The organism is Methanoculleus taiwanensis, assembly GCF_004102725.1.
GTDB lineage: Archaea > Halobacteriota > Methanomicrobia > Methanomicrobiales > Methanoculleaceae > Methanoculleus_A > Methanoculleus_A taiwanensis.
Genome location: NZ_LHQS01000002.1, coordinates 538,950 through 557,045, shown reverse-complemented (window position 1 = coordinate 557,045; position 18,096 = coordinate 538,950). Strand labels below are relative to the sequence as shown.

Here is an 18,096-nt window from a genome sequence, read left to right as displayed (position 1 = left end):
CGTATGAAAAACCAAAAAGAGACCATCCGAAAGATGGTCAGTTACCTCAATAATGAGGAGAGAGACGGAGGCTTCTGGCTGCCGAACATTCAGCGGCCGTTCGTCTGGAGAGAAGACCAGATAGAGCGCCTCTTCGACTCCATCATGCGGGAGTACCCTATCAGCACCCTCCTCGTATGGCGCACCAAGTCCCGCATCCGCCGCCGGAAATTCATCGACAACTACAGAAGCACCCTCCGTCTCACCGACTTTTACGTTCCCGAAGATGACAAAACCAAACTTCTCGTCCTCGACGGCCAGCAGAGACTGCAAAGCCTCTTCATCGGTCTCCGGGGAAGCTATGAGAAGCGTGAGATGTATTTTGATGTACTCAGTGGCGATCTCGTTGCACCGGAGGACATCCGCTATAAATTCCAGTTTTTAGATGCCGAAAAGGCTGTATTCCCCTGGATCAAATTCAAGGATCTGGTCTTCAGCAATGAACTCTCAAGCAGGATCGCCAAATCAACTATCAAAAATGCCGGGCGAGATCTGACCGAAGCAGAAGAGGAGCGCATCGAAGACAATGTGGCCCGCATCGCAAAACAGTTCATCAACGAAGAACTGGTGGTCTACCAGGAGCTCGATAGCGTTGATAACGCGGACGCCTACAGGGAAGATGATGTCGTCGAGATCTTCATCCGCGCCAACTCGGGAGGAACACGCCTCGGCAAATCCGATCTGCTCTTCTCTCTCCTGACATCATCGTGGGAGGCTGCGGATGAGCAGATGGAAGAACTGCTCGACGATCTCAACCGCGTCGGCTATGACTTTACCCGTGACTTTGTCCTGAAAACCTGCCTGACACTCCTCAACAAAGGGGCATCATACGAAGTCAAAAAGTTCCGTGATGAAGGTACCAGGCAGGAACTCATTGACAAATGGGAGGGCATCTCTTCAGCCATCCGCGACGTGAGGGATTACCTCTACGGCAAGACCTTCATACGGACGGACAAGGCAATGCCGTCTTATCTCGTCCTCATCCCCCTCATATACTTCCGCTACCACTTCCCCGAAAAATGGGGTACGGTACGGAACCTCGACGAATACCTCCTCCGGACACTCCTCAGCGGAGCGTTTAGCGGAACGCCCGACAATCTAATCGACCGTTGTGCGAAGGCTATCAGCTCCACTGGAGAGTTTGATGTGAATGAGATCTTCGGCATCATCCGCGAAGACGGACGCAGCCTGGAACTGACGGAGAACACCATTTTCGGGCAGTACTACGGATCAAAAAATATCCACCTCATCTTCAACCTCTGGTATAGGCATTTCAACTACACGCCAGCGTATGAGGACAACCTCCCCCAGGTTGATCATATCTTCCCGCAGTCTCTCCTCAGAACAGTAAAGAAAGTCAATCCGGAAAACGGGAAACGGAATCTTCTCAGATATTACCAGGAAGATCGCGACCAGCTTGCCAATCTCATGCTCCTCACCGCGGATGAGAACGGATTTTCGGGAAAACGGGACATACCTCCGAACGAATGGTTTGCTGACAAGGATGATGCCTACCTTGACATGCACCTGATCCCGAGGAAACCCGAACTCTGGAAACTTGACAATTATGAGAAATTTATCGAGGAGAGAGAGAAGCTCATCCTTGAGAAATTCGGATACATGATTCAGGGGTATAAATCAGAATGACCATGACACTCAGACCCTGGCGGGAGATCGCCGCACCCCACGAAGATGTCCTGAAGGGGACCTTCCAGCAGGCGGAGTTTGCGGCCGACCTCTCCCGCGTCCACACCGGCACCGCAAGCCCCGAGTACGGCGACCCAGTGCTCTTCTTCAGGCGCACCTACATCACCGAGGGGATACGCCTTCTCCTCGATTCGGTAGTGAAACGGATCACCGGCACTGGCGGCGACCCGGTCATCCAGCTCCAGACGGCCTTCGGCGGTGGCAAGACGCACACCATGCTCGCCGTCTACCACCTCGCCCGCGGCACTGTGCCAGCGGCTGACCTGCAGGGTGTCCCCCCGATCCTCGACGCCGCCGGCGTCATCGACCTCCCAAAGGCACGGGTCGTCGTTATCGACGGCACCAAACTCTCCCCGAACATGCCGGACGAGCGGGGAAGCATTAAAGTGAACACCATGTGGGGCGACCTCGCCTGGCAGCTCGGCGGCGAAGAGGCCTACGAGCAGATCCGGGATGCCGACGAGTCCGGCACCTCCCCGGGCAAGGAAACGCTCGCCCGCCTCCTCGCCAGATACGCCCCCTGTGTCATTCTGATGGACGAACTCGTCGCCTACATCAGGCAGTTCGACGAGAAGACGAAGCTCGCCGGCGGGACTTACGACACCAACATATCCTTCATGCAGGCCCTCACCGAGGCGGTGAAGGCAGTGCCGAACGCCGTTCTGCTCGCCTCCCTCCCCGAATCGGATCAGGAGGCCGGGAGCCGGCAGGGTGTCGCCACACTCCGCACCCTTGAGCACTACTTCGGCCGCGTGCAGGCGCTCTGGAAACCGGTCGCCGCCGAGGAGGCTTTCGAGATCGTCAGGCGACGGCTCTTCTCCGGGATCACGGACACCGCCGCCGCAGAGGCGGTCTGCCGTTCGTTCGCTGATCTCTACATCGACTCGGGACCTGAGTTCCCGCGGGAGACGCAGGAGAGCCGCTACTATCAGCGGCTCGTCAATGCCTACCCGATCCACCCCGAGGTCTTCGACCGGCTCTATGATGACTGGTCGTCCCTCGATAACTTCCAGCGCACCCGCGGCGTCCTGAAACTGATGGCGAAGGTGATCCACCGCCTCTGGAAGGACGGCAACAACGATCTCCTGATCATGCCCGGCAGTCTGCCTCTCTACGACGGCAGCACCCGCAACGAAATGATCTACTACCTCCCACAGGGCTGGGATCCGGTGCTCGAGCGCGACATCGACGGCGACCGTGCGGAGACGACCGCGATCGAGAGCCGCGACACCCGGTTCGGAAGCCTGCAGGCCTGCCGCCGGGTGGCGAGGACGGTCTTCCTCGGCAGCGCCCCGGGGACGCCGAACCGCATGGTGCAGGGGATCGAGGAGGAGCGGGTCCTCCTCGGCAGCGTCCAGCCCGGACAGCAGACGAGCGCCTTCCGGGACGCCCTCCGCCGGCTTTCCGACCGCCTCTACTACCTGAACAGCGCAGAAGGCCGTTACTGGTTCGACATCCGCCCCAATCTCCGGCGCGAGATGGAGGAGCGGAAGAAACGCTTCGACGAAAAGGAAGAGATCATCCCGGCCATGCAGGAGGGGGTGAAGAAGGCCATCGCAAAGGGGGTCTTCGACGGTGTACACATCTTCACCAACAGTGGTGACATCCCCGACGATTCGGCCCTCCGGCTGATCGCTCTCCCCCCCCACGCTTACTACGGGAAGAGCGATGTTCAGATGGCGAAGACCTGCGCCACCGAGTACCTCAGAAAGCGGGGCGACCAGCCGCGGCACCGGCAGAATCGCCTCGTCTTCCTCGCCGCCGACGCCGATAACGTGCGCCTGCTCACCGACCACATCCGCTCGATGCTGGCATGGGCCTCGATCGTCTCCGACTACCGGGAGAACCGGATCGTGCTCGACAACCTGATGGCGAAGAGCGCGGAGAGCAACCTTGAGATGGCTCGCCGGACGGTGACAAGGGGGATCCGGGAAACCTACCGCTGGCTGCTCGTGCCGGTGCAGGAGATCACGGGCGGTAAGACCTCATCCGACATTGAGTTGGAGCCTTACTCTATCAATCCCGGTGCCGAAAGGCCGGTCGAGGAGATCGAGCGAGTCCTGAAGGATAACGAGGCTCTGATCACCGAGTGGGCGCCCATTCACCTCTCCAGCCTGCTCAAGAGGTGGTTCTGGAACGACGCCGACACGGAGATGAAGGCCGGCGAATTCTGGGAGAACACCTGCCGTTACCTCTACCTTCCCCGCCTTCTGAACAAGGACGTCCTGAAGCGGACAATCGAGACAGGGACGGATACAAAAGATTACTTCGGCCTCGCGGCGGGAAAAGATGGGGAGAAGTACATCGGCTTCACCTTCGGGAAAGGCAGAAGATCGATCGTCGTCGACGATGCCCTCCTCCTGATCGAGCCCTCCGCCGCGGCGGTCTATGAGGAGAGCATCAAGCCGCCCGAGCCGCCTGAGCCAGTCAAGCCACCGATTCCCGATGGTGATAATGAGAGAGGCGGTGGAACACCTCCCCTACCACCTCCCCCACTGCCGCCCGTATCCCGGGTAAAGAATCGGTTTTACGGGTGCGTAGAGATCGATCCGATCACAGCGAAGATAGCGTTCAGCCAGATCGTGGACGAAGTGATCACGCAGTTTACCTCGCGGCCGAGTGCGAGCGTCACAATCAAAATCGAGATCGAAGCGAAGGACGATAAAGGATTTGACGAAAACCTGCAACGGGCAATACGGGAAAACTGCAATGTCCTCAGAATAGATCCCGCAGAATTTGAAGGAGAGTAAGAGAGGCAGGTTTCACCCACACACCTCCACCACCTTCTCCGCCTCATACCGCAGCATGATCTCGCTCGACCGCCCGCCTGACTGCACCCGGATCAGGGTGACCAGCCGCAGCGAGTCGAGTTTGCACAACCGCTTGAAGAACGCCGTATAGCCGATCTTCAGCGTGCCCTTCACCTCCGCGTAGACCGCACCGGAGGTGAGCGGCTCGGTCTGCTCCCGTGAGAGCTCCGCGATCCGCCGGAGCAGCCGCCGCTCGCCCGCCGAGAGCGACCGGATGGTAAAGGCGAGATGGACGTGCTTCGCCTGCTCGTAAGCGGCCATGACGTCCTCCTTGAGAACCGCCGTGCGCCCGGCCGCCTCGGCATACATGACCGACCGCTTCACGAGATCGATCCCCACCCGCACGTCGCCCGTCTCCATCGTCTGCTCGACGATGCGGTTGAGCATCTCCGGCGAGACGACATTCGGGTAGAGGCCGACGCGGACCCTTTCGCGGAGGATGCCCCGGATCTCGTCGGCATCATAGATCGGAAAGTAGATCATCGTCGGCCGGAAGACCGAGACCACCCAGGCATCGAGCTCCCGGCCGAGGTCGAGATCCATATCGCTGACGATCGCGAAGACTCCAGCCCGCACCCCCGGGTAGTCCTGGTGCAGCCGGAGCAGGGAGTTCAAGACATCATTGAGTGTGCTGTTGTACTGCAGGAGGTTCGCATCATCCAGGCAGACCAGCAGGCTGATCTCCCGCTTCTGCAGGGCGTCCCCGATCGCGTCCATCACCGACCGGATCGAGAGCCCGGTCCGCGGCGGAGCGTGGCCGAAGATCTTCGCGTAGATCCGGGAGTAGACCATATACTTCGTCCGGTCGTTCTGGCAGTTCACATAGACCGGCAGCACCTTCTTCGTGGCCTGCTCGAGCTCAGTGAAGATCCGGAGCACACTCGTCGTCTTCCCGGTGCCGGGCAGCCCACGGCAGACGGCGTTCAGCGACCGGCCGCCCCGGAGTGCCGGTCGGATCTGAAAGGCGAGTTCATCGAGCTGTTTCTCGCGGTAGTCAAAGAGGTCTGGAACATGGTCGATCTCAAAGACGTCGACGTCCCGAAAGAGCGTCTGGTCGGCGTGAAGGAACCGCTTCTGCATACAAGGATCGTGGGGCCGTCCCTATTTAGGAGGGAGCCCCGCGCTCAGTGAAAGTGAACGATGAGAGGAGCCCGCCGCGCTGAGCCTCCGTGTGATCAATCGGAGAGACTCACAGGCGGTAACCAGCACCGGAAATGGAGCGGTTTTGGGAGGGCGTACAGGGGCAGGGTTAAATGCCAGCGCCTCAAAATTGAAAACGAGGCTCGGGAGCATGGAATTAACTCTTCAGGAAATCGTCCACATACGGAACTTCTGGCCGGCGGTCGTCGCCTTCACGAGTTTCTTCGGGGCGCATGGTGTTTATGCTATAGCAGTGGAGTACCCCTCCCTGATCCCCGTGCTGACACCGGTATTTTATGGAATGGTCTATGCCGTTCCCGCGTTCGTCGGGGTTCAGTTCATTGTAGCAGCATGGGTGTGCCTGAAGTGGCACCGCGAAGCGAAAGCACTTGACGAAGCAGCATGACGCGCCTCTCCCGCAGCGCCGCCCTCCTCATCCTCGCAGGATGCGTGATCACCGCAACTCTCGTCATCTCGTCCGGGTTCCTGCTGACCGTGGAGACGGTGAACCTGACGATCACCTTTGGTCAGGGAGAGGAGTACTATCATCTAGGTCCGGATAATATTGGCGTCCTCCCCACTCGGGTATACACCCGGAACTTCACCGTAACAAACGAGGATGTCGTCCCGGCCGAGAATGTCGAGGTGGTGTACGAGTTCACCGATCCGGCGAGCGGCTTGATCACCGGCTCGGGCTCTTATCGGATAGGGGATCTTGCGCCGGGAGAGGCCAGAACATTCATTGCGGAGTATCGGAACCCCCGGGAAAAAGCGTATGATCTGACCGTGAAGTGCCGGTGGCTCCGGACGATTGTATAGGCGGAGTATCGGCGTCTACCACCCGCCGCCGAGCGCCCGCACCATGACCGCCACGACCCCACCGACCAGCCCGCCGGCACCGGCGCTGATCTTCGAGAGCCGCTGCTCCTCGCCGATCTTCGTCTGCCGCCAGCCCTCGATCGCTCGCAAGCGATTCTCGTGGTCGCCGGCCTGCTCCTTCATCTCCGCAAGCGTCTTGCAGATCCACTTCACGTCCCGGCTGACCTCGTAGACGAGCTCCCGGGTAGTCTTCTCCTCCGACATTGTCGCATTCCTCCATTGGAGAGAGTATAGGGAGTCAAGGCAGATTAATATTACTTGAGGTAATATTTTATGATTGTCTGTCATCCCGGGACTCGACAGGCAGGAGCAAACAGCCTATGGCAGACTTTGTCGAGAAGAGCAACACCAAGACGGCGGTCCGGGAACTTTCCCTGCCGATCGCCGATGTCAGCACCTTCGACGCTATCGTCGGAAGCGTGCTCGCAGACAACCCCTTCGGGTGCGTGGACTACATCGAGAGCGGCGTCACGTATGACGGTGTGACCCGGAACCGCGAGTCCTACACTGCGAAGGTGAACTACGAGGACAACGACGGCAAGCGTGTGGGGGCGGTCTCCGCACGGGCGCCGAGCGTTGCGGCGTTCGGCAGCGTCGCTACCGAGATCATGGGCGACGCGGCCCTCGCGGCCGCAATGGGCGGCGATGCCGTCCGCGACGCCGAGCACGACTCTTACTCGTGCCAGCTCAAGTGCCACGACCCGTCCGGCGAGATCTACTACGTCACGCTTTCCCGGAATGCAGTCCGGATCACGAGCTACCAGGACGACGCGATCCGCACCACGGTCGAGACCTGGGCGGACGGCGTGCCGGCGCTCGGGTGAGGGGGAACACCCCCTCTCTTCCATCCTGGAAGGGGGCTATTTTACGGGTATTTTCCGGTTTTGAGGCCAGTTTCAGAGGCCGGATTTGGGTGAAATTGTTCATTGAAGCAGATCGGCCTGATTCTAGAAATACGGCAGAATCATCGAGTTATAATGGCCATATGAGGGGCAGTAATTTTCGAAGGATGGATACTATGCCTCGCCTCAAGATCGGTCGTCTGTGGGCGTCTGTGAGGGTGGTTTTCTCGGCGGATGTAGCCCGGATTACGGGTATGTAAGGATTGCTTTACCGAGCAGCAGCCGCGAGCATGCCTGGCGAAGCCGGTGATGCGAGCGGCGGGCAGGAGCAGCCGTCACGCTGCGAGGCCTCGCCGAGCGATTGAGGGCGTCTGATGACCCGGACACCGGAAAAGAGCAGGGCGACGTTCTGCAGAAGAGCAGGGCGACGTTCTGCAGCGACCACCGGGAGCAAAGAATCTCACCCAGTGAAATGTAACGCATTTATTCTTAGTAACTTACGAGATAAGCTTATTATGTACAATTCGCACCGTTTGATTGGTTATTGCACCATCCTTTTGGAAAAGAGGTGCTAAACGGTGAATAAATCTTCTAAGTTTCAACGACTCCATGATCAGACGGTAATGTCCAGTTACCAGAATCAGATTTTTTAATCGCAATTGACCCGTTTTAAATGAGAATATTAATATTCCCTTCGCCGAGACTGATTCACATACAATCGTGACGAAGTGATAGAATCATGTCCAAACTCATCAAAGTCAAAGTGAACGGTACAGAACTTTGGATCGAAGCGGACGAAAAAGCGCATGCGGAGTCTGGACCCCGGAAAGTATCTAAAACCACAGACGGGATTGTGATTGGTTTTAGTGAGTTCTCTGAACCAATTAAAACTCTATGCGGTGCCATCATTCAAACATTCAACGATATGCCCGAATATAAAAAGCCAAATAAGCTCATAACTGAATTCGGTTTAAAGATTAGTGGTGAAGGGAACGTCTATTTAGTAAAGACTGGAGCTGAGGCAAGTCTAGTAATTACTGCCGAATGGCAAGTATGATGAGAATTGATCTTGACAACTTGGGGCAGTATGCCGTTGTCATCCTAGAGCCAAACTCAGATTGCCTACTAGGTACAGGCACCGGATTTTTCTGCCATCCGGATGGATACATACTCACGTGCTATCACGTCATTGAGGATCATTTAGAACACAATACTGAATCTGTAAGTGTCCTCTGTCCTGGAGAAAACGAGCCAAGAATAGCAAGAATTACAGAATATTGCATTCAGGAAGCCGATATTGCAGTTCTCCAGCTAGTTGGGTGTACTAGACCGAGTGAATACTTGCCCCTTGATGTATACGGTCGATGGAAACGCGGGGATATATGTCACAGTTTTGGTCATCCAGAGGGCTATTACCAAGAATCAGGTCGTCACGTTGAAGGGAGAATAGTCGGTCCGACTTTTGAGGGGAATACCCCCACCGTGGAGATCAGTGGACTTAGCATTTCCGCCGTGCAAAGTGGTTATAGTGGCAGTCCAGTAATAAACACGCGAACCACTAAAGTAGTTGGGCTAATCACTTCGAGAGAGATCATTGACAATAATAAAGCAGCCTTTGTACCTATCACGCCCCTTTTAAAAAAATGGCCGTGTCTTAAGGAATTTCATGATGTGTATAAAAAAATTCGATTTTCTATATCTGAACGGGCAGAAGAAGAACTGAAAATTCAAAAACTACAAAATAATGAATTTATTCCTCTTTCCCTCGAATGCGGAAAAAAACCAAGAGAAAAAGAAAAAAGGGAATTGCTGGCTGTTGGGATAGAAGAATGGGAACATGGAAGATCTTGGGAATACTTCGATTTAAATGACCTAAAACCTCCTGCCGTATCGTACATTCTTTCTTCGTCTGTTGGCACTGGCAAGAGCACATTGCTGCTCTGGCTGAGCGCACGCCTCAATAGCGAACACGATGTTGTTGCCTCATTCATCCAGTGCGCTGATTTCGAAAAGTGGAGACCAAATTCGTGGGAATCATTAAAACAAAAACTTGTAGAGCGATATAGAGAGCAGCTGTTATTAGCAAATCGAATGGATTACTATGTCACCAAGGCAGACATCGAAGATCTGTTCTCTGATTTTTTTGAGAAGGGGCAAATTGTATTTCTTCTGGATGGACTCGATCAGATCTCAGATCAAACATCTCCAAGTGTGATTGCGGAAGAAATTGCTCAAATCGTTGGTCAGAATAATTTCGTCATCAGTTCACGACCCTCTGCAGTTATTGGCCTCGAGAAAGACTTCAGAAGACCATTTTTAAGGTTAAAACTCTACTCCCCGGAGGATGAGAAACGATACTTTGGTGAGTACTATGATATTTCCCGATCGGTCTGTTCTTTTGCTCCCCACTTAACAAAAATCCCTATGCTTGCTTTTATGGTTAAAAACCTGCTGGAAACCGGAAATATTGGGGACGTACAGAACCGCACCGATCTATATAAACAGTTTATAAACCACATCATCACAGAGCATGGGAGACTCGGCAGGGAAAAGGCTAGTCGTACAACGGGTGTTAGGAAAGATCTGAAAAAAATTTCATACTGCTCACTTGGCGAAGATAATCCCGTAATCCAGAAGTTGCCAGCCTCATTTGTAGAAGAAATTATCGGCGAGGACCGCATGGATCGACTCCCTCATCTTGGACCAATTAACCTGATCCTTGAAAAGGGAGAACACTATTTCTATTACACACATCAATCCTTCCAAGAATATCTCGCGGCGGAATTAATAACAGAACGAAAAGGCGAATCTTACTATAAGCGTGTCTTCTCTGAACGATGGAATCCGAAGTGGAGAGAAGTGATTAAATTCGCTGCAGGAATAAAAGGGAACGAATGTATCAAGGATCTGCTGCAGCAGGAAGACAATATCATCTGTTCAAACCTCTTTTTGATCTCGGAATGCGTACCAGAAGTGCGGGATATTGACATTAAAATCTGGCAGGAAATCCTCCAAAATCTTATGGACATCGAGGATGCTGCACTAAAACCAAGAGCAATAGAATCTATGATCCAACTCGCGCGGGCTCCTAGAATCCCCGAGGATGAAACAAACAAGGCAATTTTCAGGATTATACAGTGCTTAAAAGATCCAGATCCCAGTGTGCGGCATGCGGCAATCGATGTCCTCGGAAAATTCCCTGAGATAGTAAACCAGGAGGGTATCAGGAACATTGCAAAACTACTGAAATCTGAAGACCCTGATGTGCGATCCGCAGCAGTCGATGCCTTTGGAAAACTTTCTGAGAGGGTTGATCAGGATGCCATCCGCGACATCGCAAAGCTGCTAAAAGATCCGGATTTCCTTGTGCAGTCTACAACAGGCCGTACCCTCGGTAAATTTTCGGGTGTGGTGAAGCATGAGACGGTCAAGGACATCGCAAAGTTGCTGGAAGATCCCGATCGCGACGTGCGGTATGCGGTAGTCGAAATCTTAGGGAAATTTCACGAGGCAGTGGATCCAGAAATCGCCAGAAGTATTGCAAAATTACTGGAGGATACAGATCCTAATGTAAGGAATGTAGCAGTTGATGTCTTGGGGAAACTTGCTAAGACAGGCAACTCGGAGACCATTAGAGACATCACCAGTCTACTGGAGCATACGGACCCCGCTGTGCGGCATGCAGCAGTCGAAGCCCTCAGGGAATATCCTAATATGGGGGATCAGGAGATCATCAAAGACATTGCAAAACTGCTGAAGGACGGGCATTTTTCAGCACAATATGTAATAATGGATGCTCTCGAGAAACTCGTCGAGAAGGTGGGCCTAGAGACAGTTCAGGATATTACAAAACTGCTGGAGGATGTAGATCCCGATGTGCGATCTAGAGCAGTATATGCCCTCGGAAAACTTGCCAAGAAAGTAGATTCAGAAACCGCCAAAGACGTTGCAAAACTGCTGGGAGATACAGATCCCGATGTGAGATACAAGGCAGTTTATGCCCTCGGAAGACTCGCCAAGCAAGTGGATCCGACAACTGTCAAAGCCATTACAAAACTGCTGGAAGATCCTGACCCTGGTGTCCGGTCTGCGGCAGGGCACGCCCTCGAGACCCTTATCGACAAAGTAGGCCCGGAAACCATCAGAGACATTGCAAAACTGCTAAGGAATACAGATCCCGATCTGCGGCATACGGCAATATATACCCTCGGAAGGCTCGCGACGAAGGTGGATCCAAAGACAGTCAGGAATGTTGCAAAACTGCTGAAGGATCCGGTCTCCTATGTGCAGAATGCGGTAGTCAAAATCTTCGGGAAATTCCGTGAGACAGTGGATCCGGAAACCGTCAGGAACATTGCAAAACTGTTGAAGGATACAAATTACGGTGTGCAGCGTGCAGCGGCAAGTGTCCTAGGGAGTCTTCCGGAAGCATTAAACCCGGAGACCGTTAGAGAGATTGCAAAGCTTTTGGAGCATCACAGCTCCGCTGTGCGGCATGCGGCAGTCGAAGCCCTCGGGGAATGCCCAGATATCGGGGATCGGGAGATCATCAAAGACATTGCAAAAAGGCTGAAGGATACAGATCCAGATGTGCGGCATGCGGCAGTTAGTACCCTCGAGAAACACGTTGAGAAGGTAACCCCAGAGGCCGTTCAGGGCATTGCAAAATTGCTGAAAGATCCAAACCGCGGTGTACGATCTAAAGCGGTATATGCCCTTGGAAAGCTCGCCGAGAAGGTGGATCCAGAGACAGTTAGAGACATTGCAAAGCTGCTGAAGGATCCAGATCCCACTGTGCGGTATGCGGCGATAAGTGCCCTCGGAAATCTTCCAGGGGCATTGAACCCAGAGACCACTAAAGACATTGCAAAACTACTGAAGGATCCGGATCGTTTTGTGCAATCTAATGCAGTTTACTTTCTCAAGACACTCGCCAGGAAGGTAGACCAGGAAACCATCAAGGACGTTGCAAAACTGCTGAAGGATACAGATCCAGATGTGCGGCATGCGATCGTCGATATCTTCGGAAAATTTTTCGAAAAGGTGGATCGGGAGGCCGTCAAGGAAATTGCAAAATTGCTAAAGGACCCAGACCGTGGCGTAAGGTCTGCGACAGCTGATGCTATCAGGAAACTCGCCGCGATGGTAGATCAGGAGACCGTCAAGGACATCGCAAATCTACTGGAGCATTCGGACCCCAGTGTCCGACATATGGCAGTAGATGTCCTTGGGAATCTGCCAGAAGCAATAAACCAGAAAGTTGTCAGGGACATCGCAAAGTTGCTGACGGATCCAGACAGGGGCGTAAGGTCTGCGGCAGTGTATGCCCTAGGAAAACTTACCGAGAAGGTAGATCCGACGACTGTCAAATTTATCCTAAAGTTGCTGGAACACAAGAGATCGGATGTGCGGCGGACAGCAGTCGATGCCCTCGAAACACTGTATGAAATGGGGATCTCACTCCCTGTATCTGTGCAATAAAACCTACTCAATGTGCAGGAACAGCCGTCACGCTGCGAGGCCGTGCCGAGCGAGTGAGGGCGCCCGCTATCCCGGACACCGGGAAGAACCAGGGCGATGTTCTGCCGCGACCGCAGGGAGCAAAGAAGCTCGCCCTGCCACACCGCCCGAGAGGTATCAGGCACTTCTCTACAGGTACCGAACTCGGTCGCGATCTGCGATCCCGTTTACTGCCATCCGACTCCACCACCCGGAGAGCCCACCTCCGCCCGCTCCCTCCGGTCGCTCCGCCCTCCTCCCCGGGGAGGAGGGCAGTCCGGTGCGATACCCCGTGTCCCGGGCCAACCTCCACTGCCAGGACGGGTAACGGTAGCGAGTGCCCAACCTCCAGCCGCGAGCATGCCCGGCGGAGCCGGAGATGCGAGCGGCGGTCAGAGAACAGCCGTCACGAAGCGAGGCCTCGCCGAGCGAGTGAGGGCGCCCGCGATCCCGGACACCGCGAAGAACCAGGGCGATGTTCTGCAGCGACCACCGGGAGCAAAGAATCTCGCCCGGCCGCTCCCGCCCTCGAAAAAGAAGAGGCCTCCCCACCGCCCCCGGTGAGGAAGTCCGCCGCCCGTTGCGCATCCGCCGCGGCCCGGATCACGTCGGCCGCCGAGCCGTCGCGGATGTGCCGGAGCCACCCGGCGATGTAGGCCGCCTGGTTCGCGAGCACCGGCAGATCGGTGCCGGTCATCGCGCAGAGGAACGCGGCGCCCATCTCCGCGGTCAGCTCCTCGCGGCTGTACTCCTCGCTGCCGAACCGGATCGGCCCCGTGATCCCCGGCCGGTCGAGCCGGGAGGCGTGCCCGGTCCAGTGGGCGAGCTCGTGGAAGAAGGCCGCGTAGTAGGCCTCCGCCGAGGTGAACCGGTCCGGCGCCGGCATCGCGATCCGGTCGCTCTTCGGGAGGTAGGCCGGCTCACCCGGGATCACCCGGGGAGCGTTCCGGGCGATCACGTCCTCGCAGGAGGCGATCGGCTGCACCTCGCCGACCTCCTCCACGGCGATTCCCTCGCACTGGGAGAGGTTGAAGACCTTGTAGTAGCGCACCAGCGGCCGCTCCCGCTGCATGACCACCGCGACCTCGTCGCCGTTCTCGCTCACCGTCCGCCTCGTCTCGTCGAACGACCAGAAGACCACGATCCCGGATGCCTTCTCGCCCTTCCGGACGTAGCCGCCGAGCTGCTTGATCTGGTTGTAGGTGCCCCACCAGGGATGGCCGGCGAGCAGGATCCGGTTGATCCCCCGGTAGGGCCGGCCGGTGGCGAGGTTCATCGGGGACATGCTCTGCCAGGTCTGCCGCCAGGGTACCGTGCCGGCTGCAAGGGACGAGATGATCCGGTCCCGGACCACCTCGTAGACGGAGACCATCCGTCATACCTCCCTGTGCCCGCACTCCGGGCAGACGTAGCCGGTGATCACCGTGTAGGAACACGGCGCACCCCAGAACTCTTCCCGCTCGCGGCTGATCCGGCAGCAGTCGTCCGGCACCTCGGCGCCGCACTCGTCGCAGGTCGCCGGCATCAGAGTCCCCTCCGTGCGTCGGCCTCGGCCGCCCACTGTACGCAGGCCTCGAGGCCGTGCTCTGCGACGAGGTCGCGGTACTGCTGCAGGATCTCCTCGGCCTGCTTGAAGAGGTGGGCAGCGACCCGCTGCGAGAGCGGGTTCTTCTCGCCGCCGATCTCCATCGCCCGCTCCTCGAGCGCGGCCATCCGGCAGAGGTCGCGGTACGGGATCGCGTCGGTGAAAGAGAGGGGGCGCCCGGAAGGGTTAAGGGGCTGCCCGCCGATCTTCTCTGTGCAGGGGTTCGGGATGGCCGTTGGCGTCTGGCAGGACATTTACGCCACCTCGAACACTGCTGCTTTTCCGATATTCCCGCTGACGACCTGCAGGAGCTGCGACTTGATCACGGTGCAGAGCGCTCCGCCCGTCAGGTGCAGGTTCATCGCTTTTCCCGTCGTGCTCGGCATCGCGTAGCCGTGCCGCCGTCCGTCCTCGCCGACCAGGCAGTGATCGTCAAAGGTGAACGATCCGACCGTGTCGATCTCGACCCGGAGCCGGCCGTCGTGCAGGGCCAGCCTTCCGATTTTCTTGAATGTCATCTGTCTATTCCTCCAGTGAGCACCTCTCCGCTCACTATTATAGTATAGGACGGCTGAGTATTTAAACTTTTATACATTGTATATACAATGTATAATTAAGGTTAGATTTTAATGATACAAAGATTACATAATGAGTATGGATAAAGTGGAACTCACTATCAGCGGATACGAAGTGCGGGAGAAGACCGTTACCAAAACCGGGAACAGCGGTCATGTTATGGTGCCGGTCTCGTGGGTCGGTAAAAGAGTGAAGATCATCCTGCTCGATCCGGTCGAGGAAGAGTAACATTTTCGGGCGCCACCCGACGGGCGAGATTCCTCGCTCGCGGGGCTCGCTTCGGAACGTCGCCCTGCTCTTTTCGTGGTGTCCGGTGCCTCAGGCGCCCTCACTCGCTCGGCACGACCTCGCTTCGTGACGGCTGCTCCGGCCCGCCGCTCGCATCACCGGCTCCGCCGGGCATGCTTGCGGCTGATGGATCGTACCTCTGCTCCCGTCCACGGTGTATCGACTGCAACGCCCGGGATACGGGCTATCGCAAATGACTGCCCTCCTCCCGGGAGGAGGGCGGAGCGACCGGAGGGAGCGGGCGGAGGTGGGCCAGGGGGTGAAATGAAATGGTCGGTGTAGTTGTCAAGTTAAGATGACTTTGTGTGGAATGTGATTACAAAGTGGTATGGCGCGGTTGAGGCAGGTCCTGTTATCAAGTGCACAAGGCGATGCTTTGCTACAGCAGAGAAGCGGCGCCTGTATATCCTACAGGCATAAATCAAAAATTAGTCTGTTGATGACAGTTCTCCCCAACAATGGAAAGGAAACCCTATTGGGTACCGGAGTCGCTTCACTAGAACCAGCCTGCTTGCAACAACCGTCTGACCGTATATTGCCAATCGATATCTGACTGAAGGTTCGCGAAGGTATGATGGATATCATGCCCACCAACGACTCTCTTTTCAATCTGCCCTCTGAGAAAAGGTTGCACTAGAACGCTGGATGTTCCGATTGCTTTTGGGATAGGATCATCGGAAAAATTACCCACAAGAGATGCGACACCAATTCCAATATCTACCCACTCCGGAATGCGATATTTGTTCAACTCCTTTATTTTACATATTTTTGAGTTAAAATTGTTAGATAGTTTATTAATTATGCTCTCTAACTGCTCTTTGTCCCCAATATCCTTGAGTTGCTCTTTTTGTACGGTTTCAACAATATATTCTCGAAATGTTTCACGAATATCAGCATAATCACTTCGTAGTTCAACATACTGCTCAACGGTTAAATCGGTAATATTGGCAGGAACAGATGTTTGAACAATTGAAGCTGCTAGCATCGCTTCTGGGCGCGAGATTGCATGATAATCCAGGGTATTTGAGGTTAAAAGTGAGAAAGGCATAATTTTATCGGTAATGGTATCCCATCCGTGATTTCTCCCAACATTGTCCGCGAGATTACACATTATGAGATCCGAGGCTCTATGATCAATGACAAGCAATTCCCCGCTGGAAGCATCAACATCTACTAAATTACATTCAAAGATTAACCTCCGAATATTTTCACATATCTTCGAATCTGCAATACATGCAAATCCGTTATGGTCGAAAATACCATTCTGATTGATTGTAACTGATACTCTATTAACACCCATTTCTGGAGGATTTTGCCGAAGAGACTCAAACGCTTTACGTAGCGACTTGAGACGAACATCCTTAATTTCTTTCTCTGAGTTTTTAAGGGGCGTCGGACGGAAGGAGTTTGGTATCAAATCATCAATCTCTGTAATCCCAAACGTCGGTTCAAAGTCAATGTTTTTAGGTACTATTGTCCTTACACTATCGTATAATAACAGATATTTCCGAAACCAATCCTCAGAAGGTTGAAAGTTAGGATAATACAAGACTTCAAGGTTCTGCATAGATAAACTCCAATCAATTATGGGTGATCAGCAAATACGATTTTGTCATGAGAGACATAAATTGATTCTTTTGCAAAACAGCAATTTTCACCGCCCTCTTAATCCGTTCCAGACACACCCTGCTGCCGCCATGTACTTTCATCCGCTCTTAAGCGAGAATAAGCAATTTAATGCACTCTAACTCCTTACAAGGACTTATGAACTACTGGTGGGTCAACCAAAATCAAACGTATAAACATGAGTTACTGGGTGGGTACCTGTGGTCACCGAAAGTCAACGCAGATGGGAGAAGGAACGTTTCCTATGACAATATGACGCAGGTGAGCCCCGGAGATCTTGTATTCTCTTACTCCAGCACATTCATCAAAGCAGTAGGAGTAGCAACAGACCCTGCAGACACAAATGAAAAGCCAGAGGAACTAAAACCCGCCGGTGATTATTGGAGGAAAGAGGGTTGGCTCGTGAAAGTGCTTTACTATGAATTAAAGCAGCCAATCAAGCCGAAAGATTTTTTCGATGAGATTAAACCAACCTTACCCGAAAAGTATTCACCGCTGATAGAGGAAGGGAAAAAGGCAGGGGATGGGGTTCAGACATTCTACTTAGTTCAACTGCCGAACGAAATGGCAAATCTCCTACTTTCTAAAATTGCTGCGGAAGATAGACAAGATCTCACCGGGTTACGCAGAGATTTTCAAAGAGAATCTCACGAGAAAGAAGAAGAAGCTAGGATCAATGCAAACCCAAAGATACCACCCACCGAAAAAGAACAATTAGTGCTCTCCCGGCGAGGACAAGGACGATTTAGAACTGAACTTGAGAGACTGGAAAAGAAATGCCGCGTGACAGGCGTCACACAATCAAAGCACCTAATTGCAAGTCACGTAAAGCCGTGGCGTGATGCAACAGATAAAGAAAGGCTTGATGGCAATAATGGTCTGTTGCTAGCTCCACACATCGACCACCTTTTCGATAAAGGATACATCAGCTTTGAGGACAACGGAGCACTATTAGTATCCCGCAGTCTGAATGAAGCGATCTTGAAAGTGTGGTGTATTGATCCAAACACTAACGCGGGCCTATTCCGACCTGAGCAGATCCCTTACTTACGGTATCACAGAGAAAACATCTTTGAGAAGGATTTGGCGAGTCCAGAAACATGAA

Annotated in this window: 17 protein-coding genes; 9 read left to right on the top strand and 8 right to left on the bottom strand. The window is 54.3% G+C overall.

Annotation, left to right across the window (positions count from 1 at the left end; genetic code table 11):
* Nucleotides 1–3: 3 nt before the first annotated feature.
* Both ABH15_RS07620 and ABH15_RS07615 read left to right on the top strand, forming a co-directional pair.
* Nucleotides 4–1,686, top strand: a complete 1,683-nt coding sequence (locus ABH15_RS07620) for a GmrSD restriction endonuclease domain-containing protein (protein WP_128693763.1) — start codon at nt 4–6, stop codon at nt 1,684–1,686.
* The gene (locus tag ABH15_RS07615) at nt 1,683–4,496 is read left to right on the top strand and encodes an ATP-binding protein (RefSeq protein WP_206633427.1); all 2,814 of its coding nucleotides are present in this window, start codon (nt 1,683–1,685) and stop codon (nt 4,494–4,496) included. Before ABH15_RS07620 ends, ABH15_RS07615 begins: the two co-directional genes overlap by 4 nt.
* 12 nt (nt 4,497–4,508) lie before the next feature.
* Here the strand turns inward: ABH15_RS07615 and ABH15_RS07610 are convergent, their stop codons facing one another.
* Entirely contained in the window at nt 4,509–5,636 is a 1,128-nt protein-coding gene (locus ABH15_RS07610; RefSeq protein ID WP_128693762.1) for an ORC1-type DNA replication protein, read from the bottom strand.
* 211 nt (nt 5,637–5,847) lie between these two features.
* On the opposite strand from ABH15_RS07610, the gene ABH15_RS07605 reads away from it, so the two are divergent.
* A complete protein-coding gene (locus ABH15_RS07605; RefSeq protein ID WP_128693761.1) occupies nt 5,848–6,102 on the top strand; it encodes a hypothetical protein in 255 nt (84 codons plus the stop codon).
* On the top strand, nt 6,099–6,515 hold the full coding sequence (locus tag ABH15_RS07600) for a hypothetical protein (RefSeq protein ID WP_128693760.1): 417 nt from the start codon (nt 6,099–6,101) through the stop codon (nt 6,513–6,515). Before ABH15_RS07605 ends, ABH15_RS07600 begins: the two co-directional genes overlap by 4 nt.
* A gap of 15 nt (nt 6,516–6,530) precedes the next feature.
* On the opposite strand, the gene ABH15_RS07595 is transcribed toward ABH15_RS07600, so the two are convergent.
* Entirely contained in the window at nt 6,531–6,779 is a 249-nt protein-coding gene (locus ABH15_RS07595; protein ID WP_128693759.1) for a hypothetical protein, read from the bottom strand.
* Nucleotides 6,780–6,895: 116 nt separating this feature from the next.
* On the opposite strand from ABH15_RS07595, the gene ABH15_RS07590 reads away from it, so the two are divergent.
* Nucleotides 6,896–7,399 (top strand): hypothetical protein, encoded by a 504-nt coding sequence (locus ABH15_RS07590; protein WP_128693758.1) that lies wholly within the window; start codon nt 6,896–6,898, stop codon nt 7,397–7,399.
* Between the two features lie 286 nt (nt 7,400–7,685).
* Here the strand turns inward: ABH15_RS07590 and ABH15_RS07585 are convergent, their stop codons facing one another.
* Complete coding sequence (locus ABH15_RS07585) at nt 7,686–7,862, bottom strand: hypothetical protein (RefSeq protein WP_164913666.1); 177 nt, start codon at nt 7,860–7,862, stop codon at nt 7,686–7,688.
* Between the two features lie 294 nt (nt 7,863–8,156).
* On the opposite strand from ABH15_RS07585, the gene ABH15_RS07580 reads away from it, so the two are divergent.
* Both ABH15_RS07580 and ABH15_RS07575 read left to right on the top strand, forming a co-directional pair.
* Nucleotides 8,157–8,474, top strand: coding sequence for a CU044_2847 family protein (locus ABH15_RS07580; protein ID WP_128693756.1), 318 nt, complete (start codon nt 8,157–8,159; stop codon nt 8,472–8,474).
* On the top strand, nt 8,471–12,898 hold the full coding sequence (locus ABH15_RS07575) for a HEAT repeat domain-containing protein (RefSeq protein WP_164913665.1): 4,428 nt from the start codon (nt 8,471–8,473) through the stop codon (nt 12,896–12,898). The genes ABH15_RS07580 and ABH15_RS07575 overlap by 4 nt, the downstream gene beginning before the upstream one ends.
* Nucleotides 12,899–13,322: 424 nt before the next feature.
* Here the strand turns inward: ABH15_RS07575 and ABH15_RS07570 are convergent, their stop codons facing one another.
* Genes ABH15_RS07570 through ABH15_RS07560 form a run of 4 tightly spaced genes read right to left on the bottom strand, consistent with a single transcriptional unit; the run spans nt 13,323 to nt 15,019 of the window.
* Entirely contained in the window at nt 13,323–14,288 is a 966-nt protein-coding gene (locus ABH15_RS07570) for an ArdC family protein (RefSeq protein WP_128693754.1), read from the bottom strand.
* A gap of 3 nt (nt 14,289–14,291) precedes the next feature.
* Nucleotides 14,292–14,441: a hypothetical protein gene (locus ABH15_RS13610; RefSeq protein ID WP_164913664.1), complete on the bottom strand. Its 150-nt coding sequence runs from the start codon at nt 14,439–14,441 to the stop codon at nt 14,292–14,294.
* Nucleotides 14,441–14,755: a hypothetical protein gene (locus ABH15_RS07565; protein ID WP_128693753.1), complete on the bottom strand. Its 315-nt coding sequence runs from the start codon at nt 14,753–14,755 to the stop codon at nt 14,441–14,443. The genes ABH15_RS13610 and ABH15_RS07565 overlap by 1 nt, the downstream gene beginning before the upstream one ends.
* Complete coding sequence (locus ABH15_RS07560) at nt 14,756–15,019, bottom strand: hypothetical protein (RefSeq protein ID WP_128693752.1); 264 nt, start codon at nt 15,017–15,019, stop codon at nt 14,756–14,758. It lies immediately after the preceding gene.
* Nucleotides 15,020–15,155: 136 nt separating this feature from the next.
* On the opposite strand from ABH15_RS07560, the gene ABH15_RS07555 reads away from it, so the two are divergent.
* Nucleotides 15,156–15,305: a DUF2080 family transposase-associated protein gene (locus tag ABH15_RS07555; RefSeq protein WP_128693751.1), complete on the top strand. Its 150-nt coding sequence runs from the start codon at nt 15,156–15,158 to the stop codon at nt 15,303–15,305.
* Nucleotides 15,306–15,861: 556 nt separating this feature from the next.
* Here ABH15_RS07555 and ABH15_RS07550 read toward each other — a convergent pair.
* Entirely contained in the window at nt 15,862–16,932 is a 1,071-nt protein-coding gene (locus ABH15_RS07550) for a hypothetical protein (RefSeq protein ID WP_128693750.1), read from the bottom strand.
* A gap of 197 nt (nt 16,933–17,129) precedes the next feature.
* Here ABH15_RS07550 and ABH15_RS07545 point away from each other — a divergent pair, with 197 nt between their 5' ends.
* Nucleotides 17,130–18,095, top strand: a complete 966-nt coding sequence (locus ABH15_RS07545) for an HNH endonuclease (RefSeq protein WP_128693749.1) — start codon at nt 17,130–17,132, stop codon at nt 18,093–18,095.
* The last annotated feature ends 1 nt before the right edge of the window (nt 18,096 follow it).

Coding starts and splice junctions, on each gene's coding strand:
- ABH15_RS07615 (WP_206633427.1), top strand. CDS start 1,683: ATGACCATGACACTCAGACCCTGGCGGGAGATCGCCGCACCCCACGAA.
- ABH15_RS07600 (WP_128693760.1), top strand. CDS start 6,099: ATGACGCGCCTCTCCCGCAGCGCCGCCCTCCTCATCCTCGCAGGATGC.
- ABH15_RS07610 (WP_128693762.1), bottom strand. CDS start 5,636: ATGCAGAAGCGGTTCCTTCACGCCGACCAGACGCTCTTTCGGGACGTC.
- ABH15_RS07550 (WP_128693750.1), bottom strand. CDS start 16,932: ATGCAGAACCTTGAAGTCTTGTATTATCCTAACTTTCAACCTTCTGAG.
- ABH15_RS07545 (WP_128693749.1), top strand. CDS start 17,130: ATGAACTACTGGTGGGTCAACCAAAATCAAACGTATAAACATGAGTTA.
- ABH15_RS07590 (WP_128693758.1), top strand. CDS start 6,896: ATGGCAGACTTTGTCGAGAAGAGCAACACCAAGACGGCGGTCCGGGAA.
- ABH15_RS07580 (WP_128693756.1), top strand. CDS start 8,157: ATGTCCAAACTCATCAAAGTCAAAGTGAACGGTACAGAACTTTGGATC.
- ABH15_RS07595 (WP_128693759.1), bottom strand. CDS start 6,779: ATGTCGGAGGAGAAGACTACCCGGGAGCTCGTCTACGAGGTCAGCCGG.
- ABH15_RS07565 (WP_128693753.1), bottom strand. CDS start 14,755: ATGTCCTGCCAGACGCCAACGGCCATCCCGAACCCCTGCACAGAGAAG.
- ABH15_RS07605 (WP_128693761.1), top strand. CDS start 5,848: ATGGAATTAACTCTTCAGGAAATCGTCCACATACGGAACTTCTGGCCG.
- ABH15_RS07555 (WP_128693751.1), top strand. CDS start 15,156: ATGGATAAAGTGGAACTCACTATCAGCGGATACGAAGTGCGGGAGAAG.
- ABH15_RS07570 (WP_128693754.1), bottom strand. CDS start 14,288: ATGGTCTCCGTCTACGAGGTGGTCCGGGACCGGATCATCTCGTCCCTT.
- ABH15_RS07620 (WP_128693763.1), top strand. CDS start 4: ATGAAAAACCAAAAAGAGACCATCCGAAAGATGGTCAGTTACCTCAAT.
- ABH15_RS13610 (WP_164913664.1), bottom strand. CDS start 14,441: ATGCCGGCGACCTGCGACGAGTGCGGCGCCGAGGTGCCGGACGACTGC.
- ABH15_RS07575 (WP_164913665.1), top strand. CDS start 8,471: ATGATGAGAATTGATCTTGACAACTTGGGGCAGTATGCCGTTGTCATC.
- ABH15_RS07560 (WP_128693752.1), bottom strand. CDS start 15,019: ATGACATTCAAGAAAATCGGAAGGCTGGCCCTGCACGACGGCCGGCTC.